General features: G+C 71.3%; 23 protein-coding genes. 5 read left to right on the top strand and 18 right to left on the bottom strand.

What is annotated here, in order from left to right; genetic code table 11:
• Nucleotides 1–119: 119 nt before the first annotated feature.
• The 8 genes from IA22_RS0126385 to IA22_RS0126350 form a co-directional block, all read right to left on the bottom strand.
• Nucleotides 120–608 carry a GNAT family N-acetyltransferase gene (locus IA22_RS0126385; RefSeq protein ID WP_030125058.1) on the bottom strand — a complete coding sequence of 163 codons (489 nt, stop codon included), beginning with the start codon at nt 606–608 and terminating at the stop codon, nt 120–122.
• A gap of 40 nt (nt 609–648) precedes the next feature.
• A complete protein-coding gene (locus IA22_RS0126380; RefSeq protein ID WP_038273024.1) occupies nt 649–1644 on the bottom strand; it encodes a DUF6397 family protein in 996 nt (331 codons plus the stop codon).
• A 108-nt stretch (nt 1645–1752) separates the two neighbouring features.
• Nucleotides 1753–2163, bottom strand: coding sequence for a roadblock/LC7 domain-containing protein (locus tag IA22_RS0126375; protein WP_014152375.1), 411 nt, complete (start codon nt 2161–2163; stop codon nt 1753–1755).
• Nucleotides 2164–2379: 216 nt separating this feature from the next.
• Entirely contained in the window at nt 2380–3015 is a 636-nt protein-coding gene (locus IA22_RS0126370; protein ID WP_030125056.1) for a GTP-binding protein, read from the bottom strand.
• Nucleotides 3016–3188: 173 nt separating this feature from the next.
• Nucleotides 3189–3575 carry a DUF742 domain-containing protein gene (locus IA22_RS0126365; protein WP_014152377.1) on the bottom strand — a complete coding sequence of 129 codons (387 nt, stop codon included), beginning with the start codon at nt 3573–3575 and terminating at the stop codon, nt 3189–3191.
• Nucleotides 3576–3723: 148 nt separating this feature from the next.
• Nucleotides 3724–4161, bottom strand: a complete 438-nt coding sequence (locus tag IA22_RS0126360; RefSeq protein ID WP_014152378.1) for a roadblock/LC7 domain-containing protein — start codon at nt 4159–4161, stop codon at nt 3724–3726.
• Complete coding sequence (locus IA22_RS0126355) at nt 4158–6794, bottom strand: sensor histidine kinase (RefSeq protein WP_038273017.1); 2637 nt, start codon at nt 6792–6794, stop codon at nt 4158–4160. The genes IA22_RS0126360 and IA22_RS0126355 overlap by 4 nt, the downstream gene beginning before the upstream one ends.
• A 175-nt stretch (nt 6795–6969) precedes the next feature.
• A complete protein-coding gene (locus IA22_RS0126350) occupies nt 6970–7767 on the bottom strand; it encodes an MHYT domain-containing protein (RefSeq protein ID WP_030125053.1) in 798 nt (265 codons plus the stop codon).
• 161 nt (nt 7768–7928) lie between these two features.
• On the opposite strand from IA22_RS0126350, the gene IA22_RS0126345 reads away from it, so the two are divergent.
• Nucleotides 7929–8528: a class I SAM-dependent methyltransferase gene (locus IA22_RS0126345; RefSeq protein ID WP_014152381.1), complete on the top strand. Its 600-nt coding sequence runs from the start codon at nt 7929–7931 to the stop codon at nt 8526–8528.
• A gap of 34 nt (nt 8529–8562) precedes the next feature.
• Here IA22_RS0126345 and IA22_RS0126340 read toward each other — a convergent pair whose 3' ends face one another.
• Complete coding sequence (locus IA22_RS0126340; protein WP_030125052.1) at nt 8563–9480, bottom strand: oxygenase MpaB family protein; 918 nt, start codon at nt 9478–9480, stop codon at nt 8563–8565.
• Between the two features lie 212 nt (nt 9481–9692).
• On the opposite strand from IA22_RS0126340, the gene IA22_RS0126335 reads away from it, so the two are divergent.
• On the top strand, nt 9693–10553 hold the full coding sequence (locus IA22_RS0126335; protein ID WP_030125051.1) for a hypothetical protein: 861 nt from the start codon (nt 9693–9695) through the stop codon (nt 10551–10553).
• Between the two features lie 43 nt (nt 10554–10596).
• Here the strand turns inward: IA22_RS0126335 and IA22_RS0126330 are convergent, their stop codons facing one another.
• The 3 genes from IA22_RS0126330 to IA22_RS0126320 all read right to left on the bottom strand — a co-directional run bounded on the left by IA22_RS0126330 (nt 10597) and on the right by IA22_RS0126320 (nt 12477).
• On the bottom strand, nt 10597–11118 hold the full coding sequence (locus IA22_RS0126330) for an MOSC domain-containing protein (RefSeq protein WP_421702137.1): 522 nt from the start codon (nt 11116–11118) through the stop codon (nt 10597–10599).
• A 17-nt stretch (nt 11119–11135) separates the two neighbouring features.
• Nucleotides 11136–11318, bottom strand: coding sequence for a hypothetical protein (locus IA22_RS0126325; protein ID WP_014152385.1), 183 nt, complete (start codon nt 11316–11318; stop codon nt 11136–11138).
• A 94-nt stretch (nt 11319–11412) separates the two neighbouring features.
• The gene (locus tag IA22_RS0126320) at nt 11413–12477 is read right to left on the bottom strand and encodes a fatty acid desaturase family protein (RefSeq protein ID WP_014152386.1); all 1065 of its coding nucleotides are present in this window, start codon (nt 12475–12477) and stop codon (nt 11413–11415) included.
• Nucleotides 12478–12735: 258 nt separating this feature from the next.
• Between IA22_RS0126320 and IA22_RS0126315 the strand changes: the two genes are divergently transcribed.
• From IA22_RS0126315 to IA22_RS0126305, 3 genes are all read left to right on the top strand, one after another.
• Entirely contained in the window at nt 12736–15651 is a 2916-nt protein-coding gene (locus IA22_RS0126315) for a DEAD/DEAH box helicase (RefSeq protein WP_030125049.1), read from the top strand.
• The gene (locus IA22_RS0126310) at nt 15648–16937 is read left to right on the top strand and encodes an SWIM zinc finger family protein (RefSeq protein ID WP_030125048.1); all 1290 of its coding nucleotides are present in this window, start codon (nt 15648–15650) and stop codon (nt 16935–16937) included. Before IA22_RS0126315 ends, IA22_RS0126310 begins: the two co-directional genes overlap by 4 nt.
• A 91-nt stretch (nt 16938–17028) precedes the next feature.
• Nucleotides 17029–17610 carry an N-acetylmuramoyl-L-alanine amidase gene (locus IA22_RS0126305; protein WP_015580109.1) on the top strand — a complete coding sequence of 194 codons (582 nt, stop codon included), beginning with the start codon at nt 17029–17031 and terminating at the stop codon, nt 17608–17610.
• A gap of 8 nt (nt 17611–17618) precedes the next feature.
• Here IA22_RS0126305 and IA22_RS0126300 read toward each other — a convergent pair whose 3' ends face one another.
• The 6 genes from IA22_RS0126300 to IA22_RS0126275 form a co-directional block, all read right to left on the bottom strand.
• A complete protein-coding gene (locus IA22_RS0126300) occupies nt 17619–19286 on the bottom strand; it encodes an MFS transporter (protein ID WP_030125047.1) in 1668 nt (555 codons plus the stop codon).
• Between the two features lie 176 nt (nt 19287–19462).
• Nucleotides 19463–20137, bottom strand: coding sequence for a lytic polysaccharide monooxygenase auxiliary activity family 9 protein (locus IA22_RS0126295; RefSeq protein WP_030125046.1), 675 nt, complete (start codon nt 20135–20137; stop codon nt 19463–19465).
• Nucleotides 20138–20250: 113 nt separating this feature from the next.
• A complete protein-coding gene (locus tag IA22_RS37200; protein ID WP_014152392.1) occupies nt 20251–20406 on the bottom strand; it encodes a DUF6131 family protein in 156 nt (51 codons plus the stop codon).
• Nucleotides 20407–20525: 119 nt separating this feature from the next.
• Nucleotides 20526–20804, bottom strand: a complete 279-nt coding sequence (locus IA22_RS0126285; RefSeq protein WP_014152393.1) for a gas vesicle protein K — start codon at nt 20802–20804, stop codon at nt 20526–20528.
• Entirely contained in the window at nt 20801–21028 is a 228-nt protein-coding gene (locus IA22_RS0126280) for a gas vesicle protein (protein ID WP_014152394.1), read from the bottom strand. The genes IA22_RS0126285 and IA22_RS0126280 overlap by 4 nt, the downstream gene beginning before the upstream one ends.
• The gene (locus IA22_RS0126275; protein WP_015580105.1) at nt 21028–21840 is read right to left on the bottom strand and encodes a GvpL/GvpF family gas vesicle protein; all 813 of its coding nucleotides are present in this window, start codon (nt 21838–21840) and stop codon (nt 21028–21030) included. Before IA22_RS0126275 ends, IA22_RS0126280 begins: the two co-directional genes overlap by 1 nt.
• Between the last annotated feature and the right edge of the window lie 5 nt (nt 21841–21845).

The raw sequence follows: 21845 nt of genomic DNA, 5'->3' as shown, positions 1-21845 counted from the left end.
CACACATCAACGACACATCAACCACACACACATCACCGTTACTTGGGACATCACGGACACTCCAGGATGGCTGGAAGCCATTGTTCTCACCGTGGGACGCCGCGGAGCGTGAGGGCGCGTCAAAGGGACTTGTGCATGATGTGGAGTCCCACGTAGCCGTGTTCGGGATGACGAAATCCCTCGGGCAGGGTTCCGATGATCTCGAATCCGAGAGACCGGTACAGCTTCACGGCGTTCGTGTTCGTCTCCACCACGGCGTTGAACTGCATGGCGCGATATCCCGCCTCCCGAGCCCAGTCCAGGGTGTGTTCGCAGAGGGAACGGCCCACGCCCTTGCCGGAGTGCTCCGGGGCAACCATGTAGCTGGCACTGGAGATGTGCGAGCCGTTCCCCATATGGTTTCTGTTCATCTTGGCCGTGCCGAGAACGGCTCCGGTGTCGTCGACCGCGACGACGGTGCGGTTCGGTTCCTCGAGGAGCCACCAGCCCTGCGCTTGGTCCTCTTCGAGATCCGTCGGGTACGTGAAGGTCTCCCCGGCCGTGACGATGGTACGGAAGAACGGCCAGATGGAAGGCCAGTCCTTCTCCGTGGCTTCTCTGATCAGCATGGGGGCAAGATGGCAGGGCGGGCACCACCACGCAATCGCTTTACCCTGCTCGGCGACCGTGGCCGCGCAACCCGATCCTGACGAGCAGCCCCCGGCAGGCAGCGCGCCGTGCGGCGGGACCTCGGGACGACCGGCCCGGCCCGCGGGACGCGGAGCTGCGGCCGTCCGGCACCGGAAAGTCCCGCGCCCTCGCCTCACGCGGAGACCGGGCCGAGCCGGCTTCGAGCGGCCGGAGCGCGGGATCGTATCCGGGCCGAGGAGCGGAACGTGTCTCGCGCGCCTGCTCGAGCTCCAGAGTCAGATTCACCCGCCTCCAGAGAATCTCGTCGGGATCGTCCGCCAGTATCAGCCTCGCCATCGCCTCCCTGCCGGATACGGAGGCCGGGCGCCCGAAGGCTGGATCGGGAGCCATCCGGGCCAGGTACGCCCGCTCGTAAGGGTCGTCCACCACCTCGGCCAGCTGGACCGGGTCCAGCGCGGTGGCCTGCAGGGCTGCACGCCTCCAGGGGTCCTCCGTGCGGTTCAGCAACCGGTCGATCCTGCGTGAACGCCAGTTGCGCGCGCGCCGGTCGGTACCGGAATCCAGCATGGTCCGCATGCCCACCGGGCTCTGCCCGGCGATGAGGTGGGGTTCGCGGGCGGCGAAGGCGAGGAGTTCGTCCACCAGGTAGAGCCAGACCACCGTGCGATAGCGGTTCAGGCAGAACGCCACCGGGGAGATGCACCCGATGCGGGCCAGGCCGGTGAAGCGCGAGGTGCCTACCCCGAGCAGGGACGCGCCTTCCGCCGTGCCCGCTGTGCGCACCTGTTCCCGCAGGGAATCGGGAAATCCGGGCAGTGCGCGCAGCCGGTCGATCTCCTCCCTGCGGATGCGCGGCCTCGTCCCGCCTCCCGGCGGCTCCGCACGGATCAGCCCCAGCTGGACGGCGAGATCGAAGTCCCCCCGCCGCAGTGCCAGTTCCTGGGCGGCACGGCCCAGGGACACGGGCGCCCCCGTCCCTGCGGCGAGAGCCCGTCCGGCCCCGGTAACAGTCATGATCTTCCTCCCCCGTGAGGTCGCATACTCTGTGTGACCACGGTAGCGTCAGGGGAACGGGCGCGCCGCGCCTGTGGACAACTCCTGGCTGTCCACTGAATCCGCAGGTCAGAGGTGGTCGACGCTGTCGGCACCCTGCCGTACCGTCACACCGAGGTGCTCGCCGACCCGGTTCACCAACAGGGTCATCTCGTAGGCGACCTGGCCGATGTCGGCCTCGGCGGCGGTCAGTACGCACAGGCAGCTGCCGTCGCCCGCAGCCGTCACGAAGAGCAGCGCCTCGTCGAACTCCACCATGGTCTGGCGTGCGCGTCCCGCCCCGAAGTGGCGGCCGGAGCCACGGGCAAGGCTCTGCAGCCCCGACGAGACCGCCGCCAGATGCTCCGCGTCCTCCCGGGCCAGGCTCGTGCTGGCCCCGGTCACCAGCCCGTCGTTGGACAGCACCAGTGCGTGCTGGATGTGTTCCACCCGGCTGGTGAGATCGTCAAGAAGCCAGTCCAGTCCCCGGTCCAGCGCCATGTGCTCGTCCTCCCCGTTCATCAGTTCCCCGCGTTGCGCGCAAGCCTTGCGCACGGCTCCCCTGCGGGCAAGCGCCTCCCCTCCCCGGGGGCGTTGCTTCGCGCCACGGCCCGACCCGCACCGAGGACCGGCGTCCGCGCACCACCGGATGGCCTTCGCACGGCCCGGAATCCGCCCCCGGGCGGGGCCGGGGGCCGGACTCACCGCGTTCTCGGTTCATTCCGGTCCGGCGCCCTGGCCGACGGATTCGAGGAGCCGCGCGGTGTGCATCCGGCCGGCGTACTCGACCATGCGGATCAGAACGTCCTTTCCCGAGGCGGGGTCACGTGCGTCGCACAGCACGACGGGCGTGCCCCGGTCCAGGTCCAAGGCGCGCGCCACATCCTCCTCGGCGTAGGTACGTGCGCCCGAGAAGCAGTTGACGGCTACCACGAACGGAATCCGGCGGTGCTCGAAGTAGTCGACGGCGGGAAAGCAGTCCTCGAGACGCCGGGTGTCGGCCAGGACGACGGCTCCGAGGGCTCCCTGCGACAGCTCGTCCCACAGGAACCAGAACCGGTCCTGCCCCGGCGTGCCGAACAGGTAGAGCGAGAGCCCCGACCTGATGGTGATGCGGCCGAAGTCCATCGCGACGGTCGTGGTGGTCTTCTGATCCACCCCACCGGTGTCGTCGACGAGTTGTCCGGCCTCGCTGAGGAGTTCCTCGGTCCGCAGTGGCCGGATCTCGCTCACGGCACCGACCAGGGTCGTCTTGCCGGCACCGAAGCCGCCGGCGACCAATATCTTCAGGGCGAGGGACGAGGAGTCCCCGGCCTCTTCCCCGTCCGTGCTGTGCACATGCTCCAAGGACATCCATCTCTTCTCTCACGAGTGCCGTCAGTAGGGGCGACAGCATGGCAACCAGAGGGGATCACCGAGGGCGGTGAACGGATTTTCACTTATGTGTACGGATGGAGCCGTTCGCTGCCCGGACAGGGCTGCAATCCGTCGGGAACGGATGGTTGGGCGAACGATTCCAGAAGCCCTCAGAGCGCCCGGAGTCCGTCGATCACCTCACGCAGCACCCACTCGTCCGGCAGCCGGGCCGGCGGGACGGGCCTGCTGACCCGCACGCAGCCGGCTTCCAGCAGATCGCCGAGGAGTACCCTCACCACGCCCACGGGCAGATCGGCGTCGGCGGACAGCTCCGCGACGGACCGGGCGTCCTGGCCGCACAGCGAGAGCAAGGCCCGGTGTTCGGGCCCCAGCAGCGAAGCGCCCCGGCGGTCGGCCGCCGCGTCGTCGGCCTCCACGAGGGCGATGAGGTCGAATCGCACGCCGCCGGGCCCCGACCGCGTCCGGCCGCCGGTGACCGCGTAGGGACGGACGAGCGGCCCGGCCTCGGCGTCGTACCACTGGCTGCCGGGCGGCACGGCCTCCTCGGCGGCGGGTACACCCCGCTCGGCAGCCGGCTGTGCGGGAGGCCCGGCACCCGGCGGTGGACGGTGACCGCTCCCCGCTGACAGGCCGACCGTGTTTTCCGGAGGTTCTCCGTCCGCGGTCATCCGCACGCGCCCGTCCTCAGCCCGTCGCCGGAGGCCCGGCGGACCTGACGGGGGCTACGAGGTGTTCGCCCACCCGCTTCACCAGACGCGCCATCTCGTACGCCACGAGGCCGATGTCCGTGAGCGCCGTGCTGAGCACGGTCAGACAGGACCCGTGCCCGGCCGCCACGACGAACAGGAAGCCGTCGTCCATCTCGACCATCGTCCGGCGGACGCTCCCGGCCCCGAAGTGCCGCCCCGTGCCCTTGGCCAGGCTGTTGAAGCCCGATGCCACGGCCGCGAGGTGCTCCGCGTCCTGACGGCTCAGCGCGCAGGACGCTCCGACGGTCAGGCCGTCGTCGCTCAGCACGACCGCGTGCCGGATCTCGGCGACCCGGGCGACCAGATCGTCCAGCAGCCAGTCGAGTTCGCCGGAATGGCCGGAAGCCTTGCCGGGCCTCTCGTTCACGATCATGACCGGTCTCCTTCGGTGTGCCTGCGGGAGAGGGATACGGGTACGGATCGGCCCTCGGCGGGGCTCCCCGGTGGGGCCCCACCGCCGCGTACCCAACCCGCGCGGTAGGCGGACATCCGGTCGCGCGCCTGTTCGGGCGTGTATGCGGCCGGGACAGCCCGCCGGCCGGGGTACTGCCCGCTGTCCTGCGGCCCGGGTCCGTCGCGCAGTTGGGGTACGAGGCTGGCCTGCCGGACACGGCGGGGCAGCTCGCCGTCCTCGGTGGATGCCGGGCGCCGGTGCGGGGCGGATGTCCGGGCCGGCACCGGCCCCTCCTCGCGGGGTGCGGGACGGCCGCCCGGCCCGACAGCGGGTAGGGCGATCGGTGCGGTACGTGCGGTGGGGCGCGGAGAACCTGGGATGCGGGTGCGGGCAGCTGCCCCGGGGTGTCCGGTCCTCGGGCCGCCGTCGCCCGCCCCCACCACGTCCTCCGGGGCCGCGCCGTCCGCCGTGCGGGCCTCGGAGCCCCTCGGAAGTCCGCCCTGGAGAAGCGCGGTGGGCAGAAGCACCACCGCGGTCGTGCCCCCGTAGGCCGAGGTGCGCAGCTGGACCTTGACGCTGTGGCGGGCGGAGAGTCTGCTGACCACGAACAGACCGAGCCTGTCGCTGTCGAAGAGGTCCAGGGCCCCGGCCTGCTCGATGCGGCGGTTGGCCTCGTCGAGCACCTCCCTGCCCATTCCGAGCCCTCGGTCCTCGATCTCCAGGACGTAACCGTTCCCCACGGGTTCGCCGGTGATCCGCACCCTGGTGTGCGGGGGTGAGAACTGGGCCGCGTTCTCGACGAGTTCGGCCAGCAGATGGGTGAGATCGGCCACCGCCCCGCCCTGCACAGCGGCGTCGGGCAACGCCGGCACGTCCACCCGGGCGTAGTCCTCGATCTCGGAGACCGCTGCGCGTACGACGTCGGTCAGGGACACGGGCATCCGCCAGGCGCGCCCCGGGGCAGCACCGGAAAGGATGATCAGGCTCTCGGCGTGCCGCCTCATGCGGGTGGTGAGGTGGTCGAGGCGGAAGAGGTCCCCGAGTTCTTCCGGATCGTCGGCGCGGCGTTCCATGGCGTCGAGAAGAGCGAGCTGGCGGTGGACCAGGGTCTGGCTGCGCCGGGCCAGGTTGACGAACACCCCGGAGATACCGTCGGCGAGTTCGGCACGTTCGACGGCGGCGTCGAGGGCCGCGCGGTGCACCGTGTCCAGCGCCTCACCGACCTGTCCGATCTCGTCGTGGGACATCCTGCCGGGCGGTGCCTCGGCGCGTACGTCGATCTCCTCGCCGGCGCGCAGACGCCTCATGGCGTGGGGCAGTTTGCGCCGGGCGATGTCAAGCGCGCTGTCGCGAAGCCCCACGAGTTCGACGACGAGCCCGCGTCCGATCCGCACGGAGATCACCAACGAGGCCGCGACTGCGAGGAATCCGAGCAGCACGGCCGCTGCCGCCGGGCTGAGCAGGGCGCGCGCGACAGGATCGGTCCGGCCGGCGAAGCCCTGGCCGGCCGCCGTCTCGATGGCACGCAGCTCCGTGCGCACGGCGGCCGCGTCCCGCTCCCAGGACGCGACGGGCACCGCCTTCGCGCGGCGCCCGGCCGGTACGGCGAGCACGGTGTCCTCGGCCGCTTCGAGTCGCGCGTAGCTGTCGCGTCCGGTGAGCTCGCGCCACGCCTGGCGCCCGGGGCCGGGCAGGTCGGCGCCGGCCGTGTCGGCGAAGGCCCTGCGGGCCGCAACGGCGCCGGCGAACGCGCGCAGTCCTTCCGCGTCGAGCGTGCCCTTCGGTGCGGCCGATGCCAGCAGTGACTCCTCACGCGCCAGCATCTCTCCGCTGCGGGTCAGTTCGAGCAGGACACGTGTCCTCGATCCGGTCTCGGCCTCCTGAATTCCCGTCAGCGATCCGCAGACGCCGAGAGCCGCGGTGACGGCGTCGCCGTACTGCGTGTAGGCGCTCGGCGTCTCGGTGCCCGCGGGTCTCCCCGCAGCCGTGTCCGGCCCACCGGTACCGGTGGCCGGGGGTGCGCCGGAACCGTTGCGCGAGGGGCTCAGGAGCCGGGTGCGCACTGTGCGCACCTGCTTCACCTCGTCCAGGAACGCGGTGAGCCGGGCGGCGGTACCGACCGGGAGGAGGCCCGCGTCGGCGACGGTGTGTCCGCCGCCGATGCTCAGTGCCTTCAGCGCGGCATCCGTTCGCCCGGCCCGTTCCCGCAGGGTCGCGGCATGTCCGGTGCCGGGGGCGGCCAGCTGGCGCAGTGCCGCGGTGCGTTCGTCCTGCAGCGCGCGGACGGCCTCGGTGACCGGACCGCGGACCGTGGTGTCCAGACGCCGGACCTCCCGGAGACGCGCCACGTCCTGCGCCGTGGTGACCGTGGCGAAACCCCACAGGGCGAGAAGGGAGACGATGGGAACCATCAGCAGCGAGATGATCTTCGCCCGTACGGTTCGGGGGCGCAGCGATCCGTGTCTCGGCCGCCGCCCTGCGGACGCTCCGGTCTCCGGCTCGGGACGTTCGTCGGCGGGCCGTCCGGCGTGTGCGCGCCGTCCGCGCGGCGGTGTCGCGGGCCGGCCGGCGGGCGCGCCGGGTCCCGGGGTCGTCGTGCGGGGTGTGCGCATGTCCTCCTCGTTCCGGACAGGGGGATCCAGGCCCGGACGCCGGGCGCGGGGAGTGGGCTTCGGCCCGGAGGCCGGTCATCGGGAGCGGGCTTCGGGCCCGGAGGCCGGGCGCCAGGGGTGAGCTGCGGGCCAGGTCGCCGCGAGCGGGGTGTGTGAGCCGCGGGTCCGGCGGTGGTCAGCTCGCGGTCGTCCTCGTGTGCCGCTCGGCCGAGGCGTCCTCGACGACCGCAGGAGGCGGTGCGGCCGTGTGCTCCCGGGCGGCCGGAGAGAGGGCGACGAACGCCGAGGTGAGGAAGAGGTGGGAACCGAGGCCGACGGCGAGGGGAAAGATGAACTGCATCACCGTGGCCCCCGGGAGCGCGGACGTCGAGGGCGCCACCCGGACGTCGACCGCCAGCATGCCGGTGTAGTGCATGCTGCTCACCGCGGCACCCATGACGAGGGAGGCGAGGACCACGGCCCCGGCCGACCTGATGTTGAGCGCCGCCCACAGAGCGGCGGTGGCGGCGACGACGGCGATGCCGACGGACACGGTGACGAGCAACGGGTCGTAGGCGACCGAGCCGTGGAGGCGCAGGGCCGCCATGCCCAGGTAGTGCATGCTCGCCACACCGAGACCGGTGGTGAGACCGCCGACGACGAGCGCGCGCGGGCGGTCCTTTCCGTAGCCCACGGTGAAGACGCCCGCCCCCACCACCAGCATGGCGACCAGGAGGCTGAGAAGGGTGAGCGGGACGTCGTAGCGGATGTCGGTACCGGTGACGCCGAAGCCGAGCATGGCGACGAAGTGCATGGTCCAGATGCCCGTCCCGAGGGCCGAGGCCGCCGTGATCAGCCAGTTGCGGCGTGAACGGCCACGGGAGCCGAGGGCGCGCACCGTGCAGCGCAGTCCGAGTGCGGCCCCGATCGCTGCCATCGCGTACGACAGCACGGGGGTCAGCCAGCCGAAGGCGGCGTGGTCCAGGTGTCCCATGGGTCCGGGACGCTAGCCCGCCCATGGGCGCACACAGGGGGCTCATTTCGAAATGTGCTGACATATGACAGAGAGATGCCCCCGGACGATCGGGCACCGCTCGAACGAGTGCACTGCTTCGCACCGTTCCGCTCGGTCGGGGACTGCGCGATCATGTCCTCATGGCCGACGACCACTCACACGTCCAGGACTTCTTCGCCCCGCGGGCGGCGGGCTGGGACACGCGCTTCCCGGACGACGGCCCCGCCTACGCGGCGGCCGTCCGCGAGCTCGGCCTGCGGCCCGGCGACACGGCGATCGACGCGGGCTGCGGAACCGGACGGGCGCTGCCGGCCCTGCGCGAGGCGGTCGGCGCCGGGGGCACGGTGATCGGCGTCGACCTGACGCGCGAGATGCTGGATGCCGCCCGTCGTGCGGGAAGAGAGGCGAGCGGCGCCCTGCTGCTGTCGGATGTCGCACGGCTTCCGCTGCCTTCGGGGGTTGCCGACGCCGTCCTCGCCGCCGGGCTCGTCTCGCATCTCCCGCACCCCGGGCGAGGGCTGGTGGAACTGGCACGCGTGGTGCGTCCCGGCGGCCGGCTCGCCCTGTTCCACCCCATCGGGCGGGCCGCGCTGGCCGCACGGCACGGCCGGCCCCTGTCGGACGACGATCTCAGGGCGGAGCCGCGTCTCACGCCGCTGCTGGCGGACGCCGGCTGGCGGCTGGACGCCTACACCGACGAGGACAGCCGTTTCCTGGCACTGGCCGTGCGGACGGGCTGAGCGGGTGCTGCCGCCCCGGCGGCCGGCCGCTGCTTCACCCGGCCGGTTCCTCGGGAGGCCGCCCGTGCGGCACCGGGCAGCCGCGCACGCCCGGCGTGGGGAACGTGCCGAGCCGTGCCAGCTCGTACCCGTGCGGGTAGCCCTTGATCTCGGGGTTCTGCCGGGCGTAGTGAGGGCTCTGGCGCGGCGGCAGGAGCCGTACGGCACGGGCCCTCAGACGCAGGGACCCGCGGGTCAGCCCGCGGGTCAGCCCGCGGGTGAGCGGACCCGGCCGTGCGTACCGGAAGGCGCGCAGCAGCGAGTCGTCGAGCAGGGCAAGACTGGCTCTCCGCACCACCGGGGCGAGGGGGCGGGGATACCAGGAGCCCATGAGCGCCAGGGTGGCGTCGGAGACGGCGCGCGCTCCCCGGTCCCACCCGAAGTGCTCGTCCTCGTAGGCGTCCAGGAGGCGTTCGAAGTCCTCGTACGTCTGCGGGACGTCCTGGATGCCCATGTGTGCGCCGAGGGTGCGGTAGTAGGCGGCGAAGGCACGCAGTTCGTGGCCCGAAAGCCGGCGCCAGCCGTACGCGTCGATCCAGCGCTTGGGGGTGACGACGAAGGTGCAGAGCACATAACGCATGTCGTCGTTGCTGATGTCGTAGCTGCGGTGCATCCGGTTGATCCGCCGGACGGCCGTACGGCCCCTCTCGCTGTCGAAGCCGTGCTCCACGACCGCGTCGAGAAGAAGTGCGGTGTCGTCGTACCTCTTCTGTGAACGTTCCGTCAGTTCGGCCGTCTCCGCGAGGAGCCGTCCGATGCTGGGGACGGCGTAGGTGCGGTACAGGGCCAGTTCGAGAGCGCGGGTGATGTCCCAGGGGAACTCGTACGTCACGGTGAGCCGGTAGATCTCGAGGAAGTCCCGCTCCGGGTCGAGGCGCTGGATCTCCTTGAGCCATTCGTACCGCTGCACCACGCTGTCCCCTCGTAGTCCGGATCCACAACCCTACGGTGCCGGGTGCGCCGGCACCACGGTGTGAGGGGCTCCGAGGCGCGCGTCCCCGTCGGCTGCCGTCCCCGGGTGCCCTGACCGTCATCGCTTGTCAGGGCCTCGACGCCAGGGTTACCGAGTAGTTAAGGTGCGCCGACGGACCAAGCGACAAGGAATGAGGGATGAGGGTGGGTGCTGTGGCTGGGACGGACGGGACGGCCGCCGACGACGACGCACTGTTCGTGCTGACCGCGGTGCTGCTGACTCCCGCGCAGTTCCCCAGCGTGCTCGGCGACGACTACGTGGCCGCGTGCGGCGCGCTCGGTCTCGAACCGTACGCCGAGGGGTACGGCCTGGTGCTCGGCCAGGACAGCGGGGGCGCCCGGTGGACGGTCGTCGTGGAGGACGTCTCGCTGGTGGCGGTCGCCATCGCCTCGTGGGACTGCGGGATGGAGTACGACCTCTCTCCCGATGACCGCTCCGTGGTCTGCGCGCTCCCCGGATGGCCGCTCGCGCTGGCGGTGGCCGCACCCGGGGTCCCCGAGCCCCACGACCCGCCACCCGGACCGGACGGCGACGATCCGGCGCCGCTGACACCGCCGGACACGGACGTGTGGGGGCCTCCGCAGCGGCGCCTCGGGGCGGACGAGATAGCCCTGCAGTGGTCGGCCTGGCGCGGCCGGATCGACGACGAGACCGCGTTCGGCCGGTCCGACGCGACGGATGCCGGGGAGAGGACCGACGGCGGCCCGGCCGGTGAAGGCCCGGCGGACTCGGCCGGACCGGCTCGGCACCCCGGGGTACGGATGGCGCTCGAGGCGGCCGGTGCCTACATCGACTCCCCGCCCCCGGCCGGCCGCATCCGCTCCGCGTTCGCTCCGGGCGGGGCACGCACACTGCGGGTCGACGGACCGGGCTGGTCCCTGGTGGCCCGGACCGACGACATCGCCTTCGTGCTGCTGGACGAGGAGCCGGGAGAGATCATTCCGGTGGGCCGCGGCCCGGAGCTGCCGAAACTGCTGAAGACCCTCGACGAGCTGGCGGTCCGTCCGTCCTGACCGTGTGTGGTGCGCACGGCCGGGACGGCACGGATCGTGGGTACTACACACGCTCCAGCCGACGATGGGGCCCGACCGGCAGAACGGCCTTGATCACGTCACCGGGCCGCACCACTCCGCCGGTCCGTGCGACACTCATGATCCCGGCCTTGCGCACGACGGTGCCGTCGTCCGCGCGCCCGACGACCTGCTTGAGCAGCCCGGCCTGGAAGGTGTCGATCTGCAGACACGGATTCCTCAGTCCGGTCACCTCGACGACGGCCTCGTCCCCGAGGTGGAGCAGGGTGCCCACGGGGAGGCCGAGAAGATCGATCCCCTCCGTGGTGATGTTCTCCCCGAGGTCCCCTGGGGAGACCTCGAATCCGGCCTGCCTGAGCTCGGCGAAGAGTTCCTGGTGGATGAGGTGGACCTGGCGCAGGTTGGGCTGCGTCGGATCCTGGGCGACACGCGAGCGGTGCTTCACCGTGACTCCCGCGTGGACGTCACCCTCCACACCAAGTCCGGCCAGGAGCGTGACGCTGTCCCTGCTCGGCTTGGTGAAGGAGTACACGTCATTGCTGCTCACCGAGGCGACCGTGCTGTTCAGCGTCCTATCTCCTTGCGACTGATCCTCCGGAGCCGGCGCCGCTGGGACGGGTCGAGCATCAGGTACCCGACCACGGGTACGCCGATGAGGACCAGCAGCGACCACCAGAAACCGATGAACGGAATCAGGACGACCGCGGCGACGACTCCCCCGATGGCGATCTTTGCACCGTTCGACATGATCCGTGCCTCCTCCGCGGCCTGAGCCGCTCCTGATGTGTGAACGCTCGCGCGCCCCTGTCGGTTCCGGCCGCGCGGCACGAGTCGGCGGGGGTTACCGGAGCGGCTCGCCCACCTCGTGCATGTGCCGCAGGGCCTGTCGGTAGGACTCGACGATCCCCGTCTCGGCGTACGGCATCCCGATGGACGCGCAGTGGGCCTTCACCAGGGGCTGGGCGAGACGCAGGTGGGGGCGGGGCATGCTGGGGAAGAGGTGGTGCTCGATCTGGTAGTTGAGACCGCCGAGGAGCCAGTCGGTGAGGACGGCTCCCCGGACGTTGCGCGAGGTGAGGACCTGGCGCTGGAGATGCCCCCAGCGGTCGCCGTCGGGGTCGGGCATCTCCATGCCCTTGTGGTTCGGGGCGAAGGCCATGCCGAGGTGAAGTCCGAACAGCGCGTGGTGCACGAGGGCGAAGACGAGGGCCTTCCCGGGCGACATGACGGTCAGGAGGAGCGCGGCGTACAGGGCGAGGTGGCCGGTCAGGAGCAGGCCGGAGAGCGCGCGCTCACGGGCGGGCTGCCGCCGGAGGAACTGGAAGCCGTAGATCTTGAGGGCGATGCCTTCGAGGAGCAGCATCGGGAAGAACAGCCGCGCCTGGTTGCGGGTGAGCCAGCGGGCGAATCCCTCGCGCTGGGCGGCCTGCTTCTGTGTCCACACCAGGGCGCCGACACCGACGTCGGGGTCCTTGTCCACGTGGTTCGGGTTGGCGTGGTGGCGTACGTGCTTGTCGTTCCACCAGGCTTCGTTCATACCGAGGAGCAGATTGGCGTGCACGAGTCCGACGACCCGTCCGGCCTTGCGGCCGGCGGTTATCTGGGCGTGGCCCGCGTCGTGACCGTAGAAGGCGGTGCGGGTCCAGAGAAGGGCGAGCGGCAGCGCGAGCAGCAGGTTCCACCAGGTGTCGCCGAGGAGAAACATGCCCGTGATCACGGCACCGAGAGCGACCAGGTTGACCGCGATGCCCGCGGCGTACCAGCCGGTGCGCCGCTCCAGGAGTCCCTGCCCCCGGACCGCCTTGAGGAGCGGAGCGAAATCGCTCCCGGGAGCCTGGGCGCTCCCCGGGCCGTCCGATCCGTCGCGTATGTGTTCCGCAACGGTTGCTGTTACCGCCTGGGGCATGATGTCTCCGGTTCCTCGGCATCTGCGCTGACCTCGTCAAACGTACGGAGGGCGGGCCTGCGGCAGCCATGGCGCCATCACCCCGGCCGTGCGGGGGAAATCCCCCGTGTCCGGTGGTGGTGGAACCTGCACCTCAGACTTCAGAAGGCAGAAACGAGTGAGGTGGGTCACTGTGCGCTTCTCCCGGAACGGGCCGTGGGTGGGGTACCCTCGGCGACCCCGGGCTCACTAGTCAAATTTGAGGAATCTGACATCGCTGTGCACAGGCTCCCTGCGGAAACGCTCGACGAGATCTCCGAACTGTCCCGCTGCTCCGCAGTCTTCCTCCCCGCGGATCCGGCCCGTACCGGCCTGATCGCGTTCTGGAATGCGGACGGTAGCACCCCTCCCGGTCATCCGGGGATTCGTCTCCACGAAGGGGAGGGTCCCCCCGGCGCCGCGGGTGGCCGGACGGACCTGACGATCGTCGGGAGTGACGTCCGCCCCTACGTGGTACCGGCGTTGCTGCTGCCCGTGAGTGAGGCACTGCCGGTCCTCACACGGGCCAGGACCGGCGCGCGATCATCGCCCTCCACGGCGTTCTGGGGCGCGGCGGGGCTGCTCGCGCTCCAACTCGTCGCGCGGGGGCTGCTGCTGCCCGGGCTCAGCCCCGCGGACCACGATGCCTGGCGTGCCGGCCCGCTGACCGCGGACGACATCGAGCGGATCCGGGTGCTGGCCGCGTCCATGCCGCCGGAGGCCCACGCAGTCCCGCTCGACGCGGCGGCCGGCCCTGTGATGCTGCCCGATCCGGAGTCGCTGCTGCGGTCGTTCCTCGACGCGGTGGCGGACGGCCTGCCCCGCACCCCCGCGGCCACGGCCGTCACCGGCACACCGGCGTTCGCCGCCCGGGGCGCGCAGCGGCTGCCCCGACTGCGCACGTGGGCGGCCGATGTGGCCGCCGGCCACGATGCGGGGGTGCGTCTCTCGCTGCGCGTCGAGGTCTCGGGACTCGCTGCTGCGGCGGGTGAGGGGGATGCCGAGGGCGCCCCCTCCTTCCGCGCGGTGCTGCAGATCCACAGCATCCAGGACCCGGCCCTGGTCGCGGACGCGGCGGACGTGTGGGCCGACCGCTCCCCGGCCGCCTCGTCGTTCGGCCCGCGCGCACGCATGGACGCCCTGCTCGCCCTGCGTCGCGCCGCGCGCGCCTGGCCTCCGCTGACGCCCCTTCTGTCGGCCGCGGTACCGGACGCGATCGAGCCCGCGGACGACGAGATCGCGGAGCTGCTGGGCCCGGCGGCCAGGGCACTCGCCGCGACGGGCGTCCAGGTGCACTGGCCCAAGGAGCTGGCGAGGAAACTCACCGCGCGGGCGGTGATCGGCCCACAGGACGACGAGGACGCGACCGCTGCCCGGACCGAGTCCGACACGCCGTCCTTCCTCTCCGCCGACGCACTGCTGGCCTTCGACTGGTGGTTCGCACTCGGTGACCGGAAACTGAGCCGGGAGGAGCTCGACCGGCTGGCCGAGGCGGGCAGACCACTGGTCAGGCTGCGCGACCAGTGGGTGCTCATCGACCCGGAGGACGCGCGGCGCGCCCGTGAGTCCCGGGACCGCAAGGTCACCCCCATCGACGCCCTGGGCGCCGTGCTCACCGGGTCTACCGAGGTCGACGGCCGCAGGGTGGACGTGGCCGCGACGGGCTGGCTGGAACAACTGCGGGCGCGTATCGCGGACCCGGAGTCCGGGGACCTCCGTGCGGTCGGACAGCCCGAGGCCCTGGACGCGGCTCTGCGCGACTACCAGCTGCGCGGCCTGAACTGGCTGCACACCATGACGTCGCTCGGGCTCGGATGCTGTCTCGCCGACGACATGGGACTGGGGAAGACGATCACTCTGATCGCACTCCATCTGCACCGCCGGACCATCGAAGCGGCTGCGGGACCCACGCTCGTGGTGTGCCCCGCCTCCCTCATGGGCAACTGGCAGCGGGAGGTCGAGAGATTCGCCCCGGGCACACCGGTACGCCGGTTCCACGGCGGTTCGCGTTCCCTGGAGGGCCTGGCGGACGGCGAGTTCGTCCTCACCACGTACGGCACCATGCGTCTCGACACCGCACGGCTGGCCGAGGTGACCTGGGGCATGGTCGTCGCCGACGAGGCACAGCACGTCAAGAACCCTCATTCGGCGACCGCGAGACAGCTGCGCACCATCGGTGCGCGGGCCCGCGTCGCCCTGACCGGCACCCCGGTCGAGAACAACCTGTCCGAGCTGTGGGCGATCCTCGACTGGACGACCCCGGGGCTCCTCGGACGGCTCGGCACCTTCCGTACCCGCTGGGCGAGTGCGGTGGAGAGCGGCAACGATCCGGCCGCGGCCGAGCGTCTCGCCTCGCTGGTACGCCCGTTCCTCCTGCGGCGCCGCAAGTCCGACCCCGGCATCGCGCCGGAGCTCCCGCCGAAGACGGAGACCGACCGGGCCGTCTCGCTCACCGCGGAACAGGCCGGTCTGTACGAGGCGGTGGTGCGCGAGACGCTCGACGAGATCTCCGGCGCCGACGGTTTCGCGCGGCGCGGGCTGATCGTCAAGCTGATGACGGCGCTCAAGCAGATCTGCAACCACCCGGCGCAGTACCTCAAGGAGGAACAGCCGCGCATCGCGGACCGGTCGGGGAAGGTGGAGCTGCTGGACGAACTGCTCGACACGATCCTCTCCGAGGGCGCCGGCGTGCTGGTGTTCACGCAGTACGTGCAGATGGCGCGCCTGCTGGAGCGGCATCTGGCGGCTCGGGGTGTTCCGACGCAGTTCCTGCACGGCGGGACCCCGGTCGCCGAGCGGGAGGCCATGGTCGACCGTTTCCAGGCCGGCCGGGTTCCGGTGTTCCTGCTGTCCCTCAAAGCCGCGGGCACCGGGCTCAACCTGACGCGGGCGGAACACGTCGTGCACGTCGACCGCTGGTGGAACCCGGCGGTGGAGGCCCAGGCCACCGACCGCGCGTACCGGATCGGCCAGACCCGGCCGGTCCAGGTGCACCGGCTCATCACCGAGGGCACCATCGAGGACCGGATCGCCGCCATGCTGGCCCGGAAGCAGGGGCTCGCGGACGCGGTGCTGGGAGGCGGCGAGGCGGCGCTGACCGAGTTGAGCGACGCGGAACTGGCCGAGCTGGTCGAACTACGAGGGGGCGCACGATGAACAAGGGTGACGAGCCGGAGCGTACGTTCGCCGCGCTTCCGCCCGCTCAGGGCCGCGGGTTCGCCTGCTCCTGGTGGGGGCGGGCGTGGCTGAAGGCGCTGGAGGACACGGCGCTCGACGGTCAGCAGCTCAAGAGGGGCCGGCGGCTGGCCCGCGGGGGCAGGGTCGGTGCGGTGTCCGTCCGGCCCGGCCGGCTCACGGCGGTCGTCCAGGACCACGATGCGACGGCCTGCCGCAGTGATGTGCTGCTGCAGGAGCTGAGCGAGGAGGAGTGGGACCGATTCCTGGACATGGCGTCGGAACGGTCCGGTCACATCGCCGCCCTGCTCGACCGTGAGATGCCACCGCACCTGGTGGAGGACGCGGCCGCGGCGGGCCTCCATCTGCTCCCGGGGATAGGCGACCTGGAGCCGGAGTGCGGCTGCGGGGCGTGGGACCACTGCCCGCACTCGGGTGCCCTGTGCTACCAGGTGGCGCGGCTGCTCGACCAGGACCCCTTCGTGCTGCTGTTGCTGCGGGGCCGGGACGAGCGACGGCTGCTGGACGAGTTGCAGGTACGCAGCGCGGCACGTGCCGTCCGTGTACCGGGGGCCGAGGCGGCGGAGGATCAGGCCGTCGGCCCGGCACCGCGAGGGGTACGGGCCGACGAGGCGTACGCGGCACGGGACATCCTGCCGCCGTTGCCCTCTCCCCCGCCCCTGCCCACGGAACCAGGCCTTCCGCCGTCGCTTGACACCGGGACCACCCCGGCTGCGGGTGTCGACGCCTCGGGCCTGGAGTACCTGGCGGCGGACAGCGCCGTACGCGCGTACGCGATGCTGGCCGAGGCCATGGCCGTGGGTCACGAACGGCAGCCGCCGGCAGCCGGGCTGACGCCGGAGCAGGACGCGGTACGGCTCACTGCCGACGGCCGGCCCGACCCACGTCTCACGGCGCGCCTCGCGGCGGCCGCCGGACGTACACCGGCGGGCCTCGACATCGCTGTGCGGGCCTGGCGGTACGGCGGGACGGCGGCGCTGGAGGTGTGCGACGAGGAGTGGCGGCCCGGCCCCGCCGAACTCGCCCGGGCCAGGGCTCAGCTGGCCGCCGCGTGGGAGGACGGGGAGGGGCCGCGGCTGCGCGGCACCGACAACCGCTGGACCGTGATCGGGTCCGGTGCGCAACTGCGGTACGGGCGGGACGGGCGGTGGTGGCCGTTCGTCAAGGAGCACGGCCGCTGGACGCCGGCCGGGCCGGCGGAGGACGATCCGGCGGCCGCGCTGGCCGGGACACCGGCCGGCTCCTGAGAACCGGGGGTACGCATCGGCCCGGAACCGTACCGTGGTTCGGTGCGTGTTGTGCCGTGGACCGAACCACACCTCACACCCGGGAGTGCCGATGCAGCGCAGACGGATTCTTCAGGGCGCCGCGGTCACCGCCGCCGCGGCGCTCCTGCCGGCCTCGGTGCGCGCCGTGGCCGCGCCGACGGAGGGAACGGACTTCCCCTCGGCGCAGTGGTATCCCGCCTCCGCGTCCAACTACACGGTGTCGAGCCGGCCTTCGGCCTATCCGGTCGAGCGCGTGATCATCCATGTCGCCCAGCAGACGTTCACCGAGACGATCGGCATCTTCCAGAATCCGGCCAAGCAGGTCTCCGCCCACTACGTGGTGCGCTCGGGGGACGGTTTCGTGGGGCAGTGCGTGCGGGAGCGGGACATCGCCTGGCACGCGGGCAACTGGGACTACAACACCCGCAGCATCGGCATCGAGCACGAGGGCTGGGTCGATCAGCCGTCGTACTTCACGCACGCGATGTACGAGCGTTCGGCGAGGCTCACGGCGGACATCTGCGACCGCCACGGTCTGACCAAGGACCGCGCGCACATCATCGGCCACCACGAGGTGCCGGGCAGCGACCACACGGATCCCGGGGTCAACTGGGACTGGGTGCGTTACATCCGTCTCGTCAACCTGGCCTGACTCCGGCCCTATCCGGGCGGAGGGGAACCGCCCCGATTGTGGGGCGGGACCGCGGGACCCCGGGGTCCGTCCGTACCGCCGTGCCCCGGGCGGTCCCCCGCCGCGCCGTCGAGGGCGTCCTCCGGCTCGTCCACCGGCACCGGAACCCCTCCGCCGCGCAGTCGTTCCAGGTCGGAGGACCGCACCTGTATGACGAACAGAGCGATCAGTGCCGCGACGCCGGCGATCACGGCGGCGACGACGAAGGCGGTGGAGACGCCCGAGGCCAGCACCTGGTCACCCCACGGCGCGGGCAGCTCGCCCGTCCGACGGAACCGCAGCTGCTGAGCCGGGGTGGCCTCGGCCAGGAAACGGGGTATCTGGTCCATCGCCTCGTTACGGCTGGCCGTTCCGAAGACCGTGACCAGAATGGACAGCCCCAGGGAACCGCCCACCTGCTGGGTGGCGTTGAGCACGCCGGACGCGGCCCCCGCCTCTCTGGGCTCGACCCCGGAGACGGCCATCAGCGTCAGGGACACGAACTGCATGCCCATACCGGAACCGAACACGAGGATGGGGCCGAGGATGCTGCCCAGGTAGGTGCTGTTGACATCGGTCTGCGTGAGCCACGCGAGCCCTCCCGCGGCCAGGATCGCACCCGTGACCATGAAAGGCTTGGGCCCCCACCGGGGCAGCAGTTGTGAGGCGAGTCCCGCGCTGATCGCGATGATCACGCTGACCGGCAGGAAGGCCAGCCCCGCCCGCAACGGGCTGAAGTCGAGGATGTTCTGCACGAAGAGCGTCAGGAAGAAGAACATGCCGAACATCGCCGCGGCCAGGCTGAGCATCATCCCGTAGGCCCCGGCCCGGTTGCGGTCACGGAACATGTGCAGCGGCGTGATGGGCTGCCTCGACCGGCGCTCCACGGTCAGGAAGACCGCCATGAAGACCACCGCGCCCGCGAAGGCACCGATGGTCAGGACATCGGTCCACCCGTCCTCGGACGCCCGGATGAAACCGTAGACGAGCAGCACCATGCCCAGTGTGGAGGTGAGGGCACCCAGAAGGTCGAAGTGGCCGGGGTGGCGCTGGGATTCCTTGATGAACCGGGGCGTCGCGAAAGCGATCAGCAGCCCGATGGGGACGTTGACGAAGAAGACCCAACGCCAGTCGAGCCACTCCACGAGCACGCCGCCCGCGAGCAGGCCGATCGCGCTCCCGCCCGCGGACACGGCGGCGAACACCCCGAACGCCCGGTTGCGCTCGGGCCCTTCCCGGAAGGTCGTGGTGATGAGGGAGAGTGCGGTCGGTGAGGCGATCGCACCACCGACGCCCTGCAGCGCACGCGCGGCGAGCAGTTGCCAGGACTCCTGGGAGAGGCCGCCCAGCAGGGAGGCCAGGACGAACAGCAGCACGCCGAAGACGAAGACCCTGCGGCGCCCGAGTATGTCGCCCAGCCGGCCGCCGAGAAGGAGCAGCCCGCCGAACGTCAGGGTGTAGGCGTTGATCACCCACGACAGGTTCTCGGTCGAGAAGCCGAGCGAGGACTGGATGTGCGGCAGGGCGATGTTCACGATGGTGATGTCGAGAACCACCATCAACTGGCATGACGCGATGATGAGCAGCGCGATCCCCTTGCCGTGCCCCCGTTCCGGGGAGTCGGCGACCTGCGCGGATTCAGCTCGGGATCCAGTCATGGTGCTCGATGCCAAACCGTCGACGAGTGAGCGGAAAAGCTCACTCATCGACGTTAGGACGGGCCCGTCGGCACCGCCAATCGATCATCTGGCGGACCTGCGGGCGCTCGTGCAGCGGGTCGTCGTACGCCCCGCCGGACGTGGAGCGGCCGGCGGGGCAACGCGCCGGGGGCGGGTCAGGTGAAGTTCACGTCACTGCACAGGAAGTACGTCTGGTCCATGTGCGACGCCTGCCAGATCGTGTAGACCACGTGCCGGCCGCTGAGCCCCGAGGTGGTCACGGGGATCTCGTAGTTCTGGCTCGGCGCGTAGCGGCCGGTCTCGGCGACCAGTTGGAGGTCGCTCCAGGTCAGCGCCTCCGCGGCAGGATCGAATCCCTGCCGGGTGACGTACACCTGGAAGTAGTCCGCGCCGTGACTGGCCTGGTCGTACAGCTTCACGGTGAAGTCATCGGTGATGTCCGTGGTCTTCCACGCACCGACGGAGTCGAGCGAGTCGTACCGTCCGCTCTCCGTGCGGCCACCGCTGCACAGTTGCCCGTCGGGCACGGCCGCGGGGAAGTCGCCGCCCGAGCCGTTGCGGTACAGGCCGTTCCAGTTCCACATGGCGTTCGGGTCGGCCTGCCAGGCCTGCCAGCACATGGGGTCCTCCTGCTCCATGGCCGGGTTCTGGAAGTCGTCGCCCCAGCGCAGCCAGCAGCCGTAGTTGCGGGAAGCGGGGTCGACGACGGAACCGTGGGCGCTCGCGGTGCCCGTCCAGGGGAGCAGACAGAGGACGGCGGCGACGCACACGCCACCGACGCGCCGCGCCCAACCGACTAAACTGACGCGCTCATGACAATTTTTCCTCATTCCGTGATCTCCTTCTCGTGGAGGTGGGGGGACTCGTCGATCGGTGTGGGAGCGCTCCCGCACCACTCCCCCCATGCCCGGTCACCCCCGCCCCAAACGTGCCTCCGGCGGGATCACCAGTAGTGGCGACGGCCGCCGACCGCATGCCCCACAGCCCCGAGGAGCCAGAGGGCGAGCCCGACCACCAGAAGAATGATGCCGATGGTCCACAGGACCCCGAGTCCTGTCACCAGACCGAGAATCAGAAGGATGGCCCCAACGATGATCATGACTGCCTCCGGTCACGATGCCGCGCGCGAAGAGTGTGCGTATATATGAGCATATGCCCTGATCGCTGCTGCACGCACGGCCGTGCGGCCCACCGTCGGGCCAGCCCGGTCGGCGTACGTCACTCGCGGGGCAGCAGTGAGCCGAGCGGTCCGAGGTCGAGGTTGAGATCCTCGGGGCGCACCCCGTGCTGCTCGCAGAGCTCCGCCATCCGCTGGTCCAGCATCATGAGCGTCGTACCGATCTCCTCCACCTGGCCGTCGGTGAGGTCGCCCTGGTCGATGCGGCGGATCGCCTGCCGCTCCATGAGCTGCCGCAGCAGTTCCACCACCGTCAGCACCAGGGCCACCAGGTCACGCCCCAGCTCGCCCGAGTCGACGTCCAGTCGTGAGCCGGTCACAGCGGGCCTCCGTCCGCCCAGGGGGCCGGAACCCTCTCGTTGACCGAGGAGAGCAGGGCGTGGAGCGACAGCCGCACGAGGGGCACGTCCGCGATCGCGATCACCAGATCACCGCTGACCACCACCCCGGTCGCCAGGACCCGGTCCAGCAGGTCGACCAGAGGGACCCCGACGGGGCCACGCAAGGGTTCGGGATTGTCCCAGGGCACCACCTCGCGTTCCATCACACCTCACCGACGAAGGAGTACGGCACCCAGGGACCCGAGACGTCGATCCGGGCACCGGTCGATTCCTGCAGCGCGCGGGTGAGGGGTCCGAGTTCGGCCGCTCGGTGCTCCGCCACCAGGTACGTAGCGTTGAGCACCTGGACGTGGCTCGTTCCGGTCGTTTCAGGAACGTGGAGCCGCAGTCTGCGTCCTGCGGCGGCAAGGCCCTGGAACGCGGCATCCACCGTCTCGGCGAGCCGGAGGGAGTCCTCGTGCCGCCGTTCGCGCCGCGCCTGCGCTCCTCGTTTTCGCTCCAGGTAGGCGAGGCCCGCTCCCGGCGTGGGGCGGGAACTTCCGGGCGATGTCGCCGGGCGGGTCCGGGCCGGGACCGATACCGCGGGCGCGGCCGTGTAGACCTTCACCCCCCACTCGGAGTGATCAGCGGTGCGCCGCAGAGCGGCCAGGAAGCGCTCGGTCTCGGCAAGGAGCGCCTGCTGGGCCCGCTCCTCGCCGTGGTAGAGCGTGGCCATGGGGAGCGGCACCGTGGGGCAGGACGCGGCGGCTGCCGAGACCACGTCGTGGTGCGCACGTGCGTACCGTTCGAGCTCGCCCCGGTCGGCCATACGCGCCTGCCACGCCTCGTCCGTGAAGTCGGCCGCCCGGACGGTCTGGACGATCGCGGTCAGCTCACCGAACCGCAGCCGGCGCAGCGCCTCGCCCACCGCGACTCCCGGAAGGCCCGCGAAAGCCGTCGGATCGGGCAGCCTGCACACCGCGAATACGTAGAGGGCGCTTTCAGCCGAGACCTGTTCGGTTTCCCGGTCCGTCATCTGGC

Source organism: Kitasatospora papulosa, from assembly GCF_000717245.1.
Lineage (GTDB): Bacteria > Actinomycetota > Actinomycetes > Streptomycetales > Streptomycetaceae > Streptomyces > Streptomyces papulosus.
Note: the sequence above shows the minus strand (reverse complement) of the source record. Positions and strands in the feature narration are given on the sequence as shown.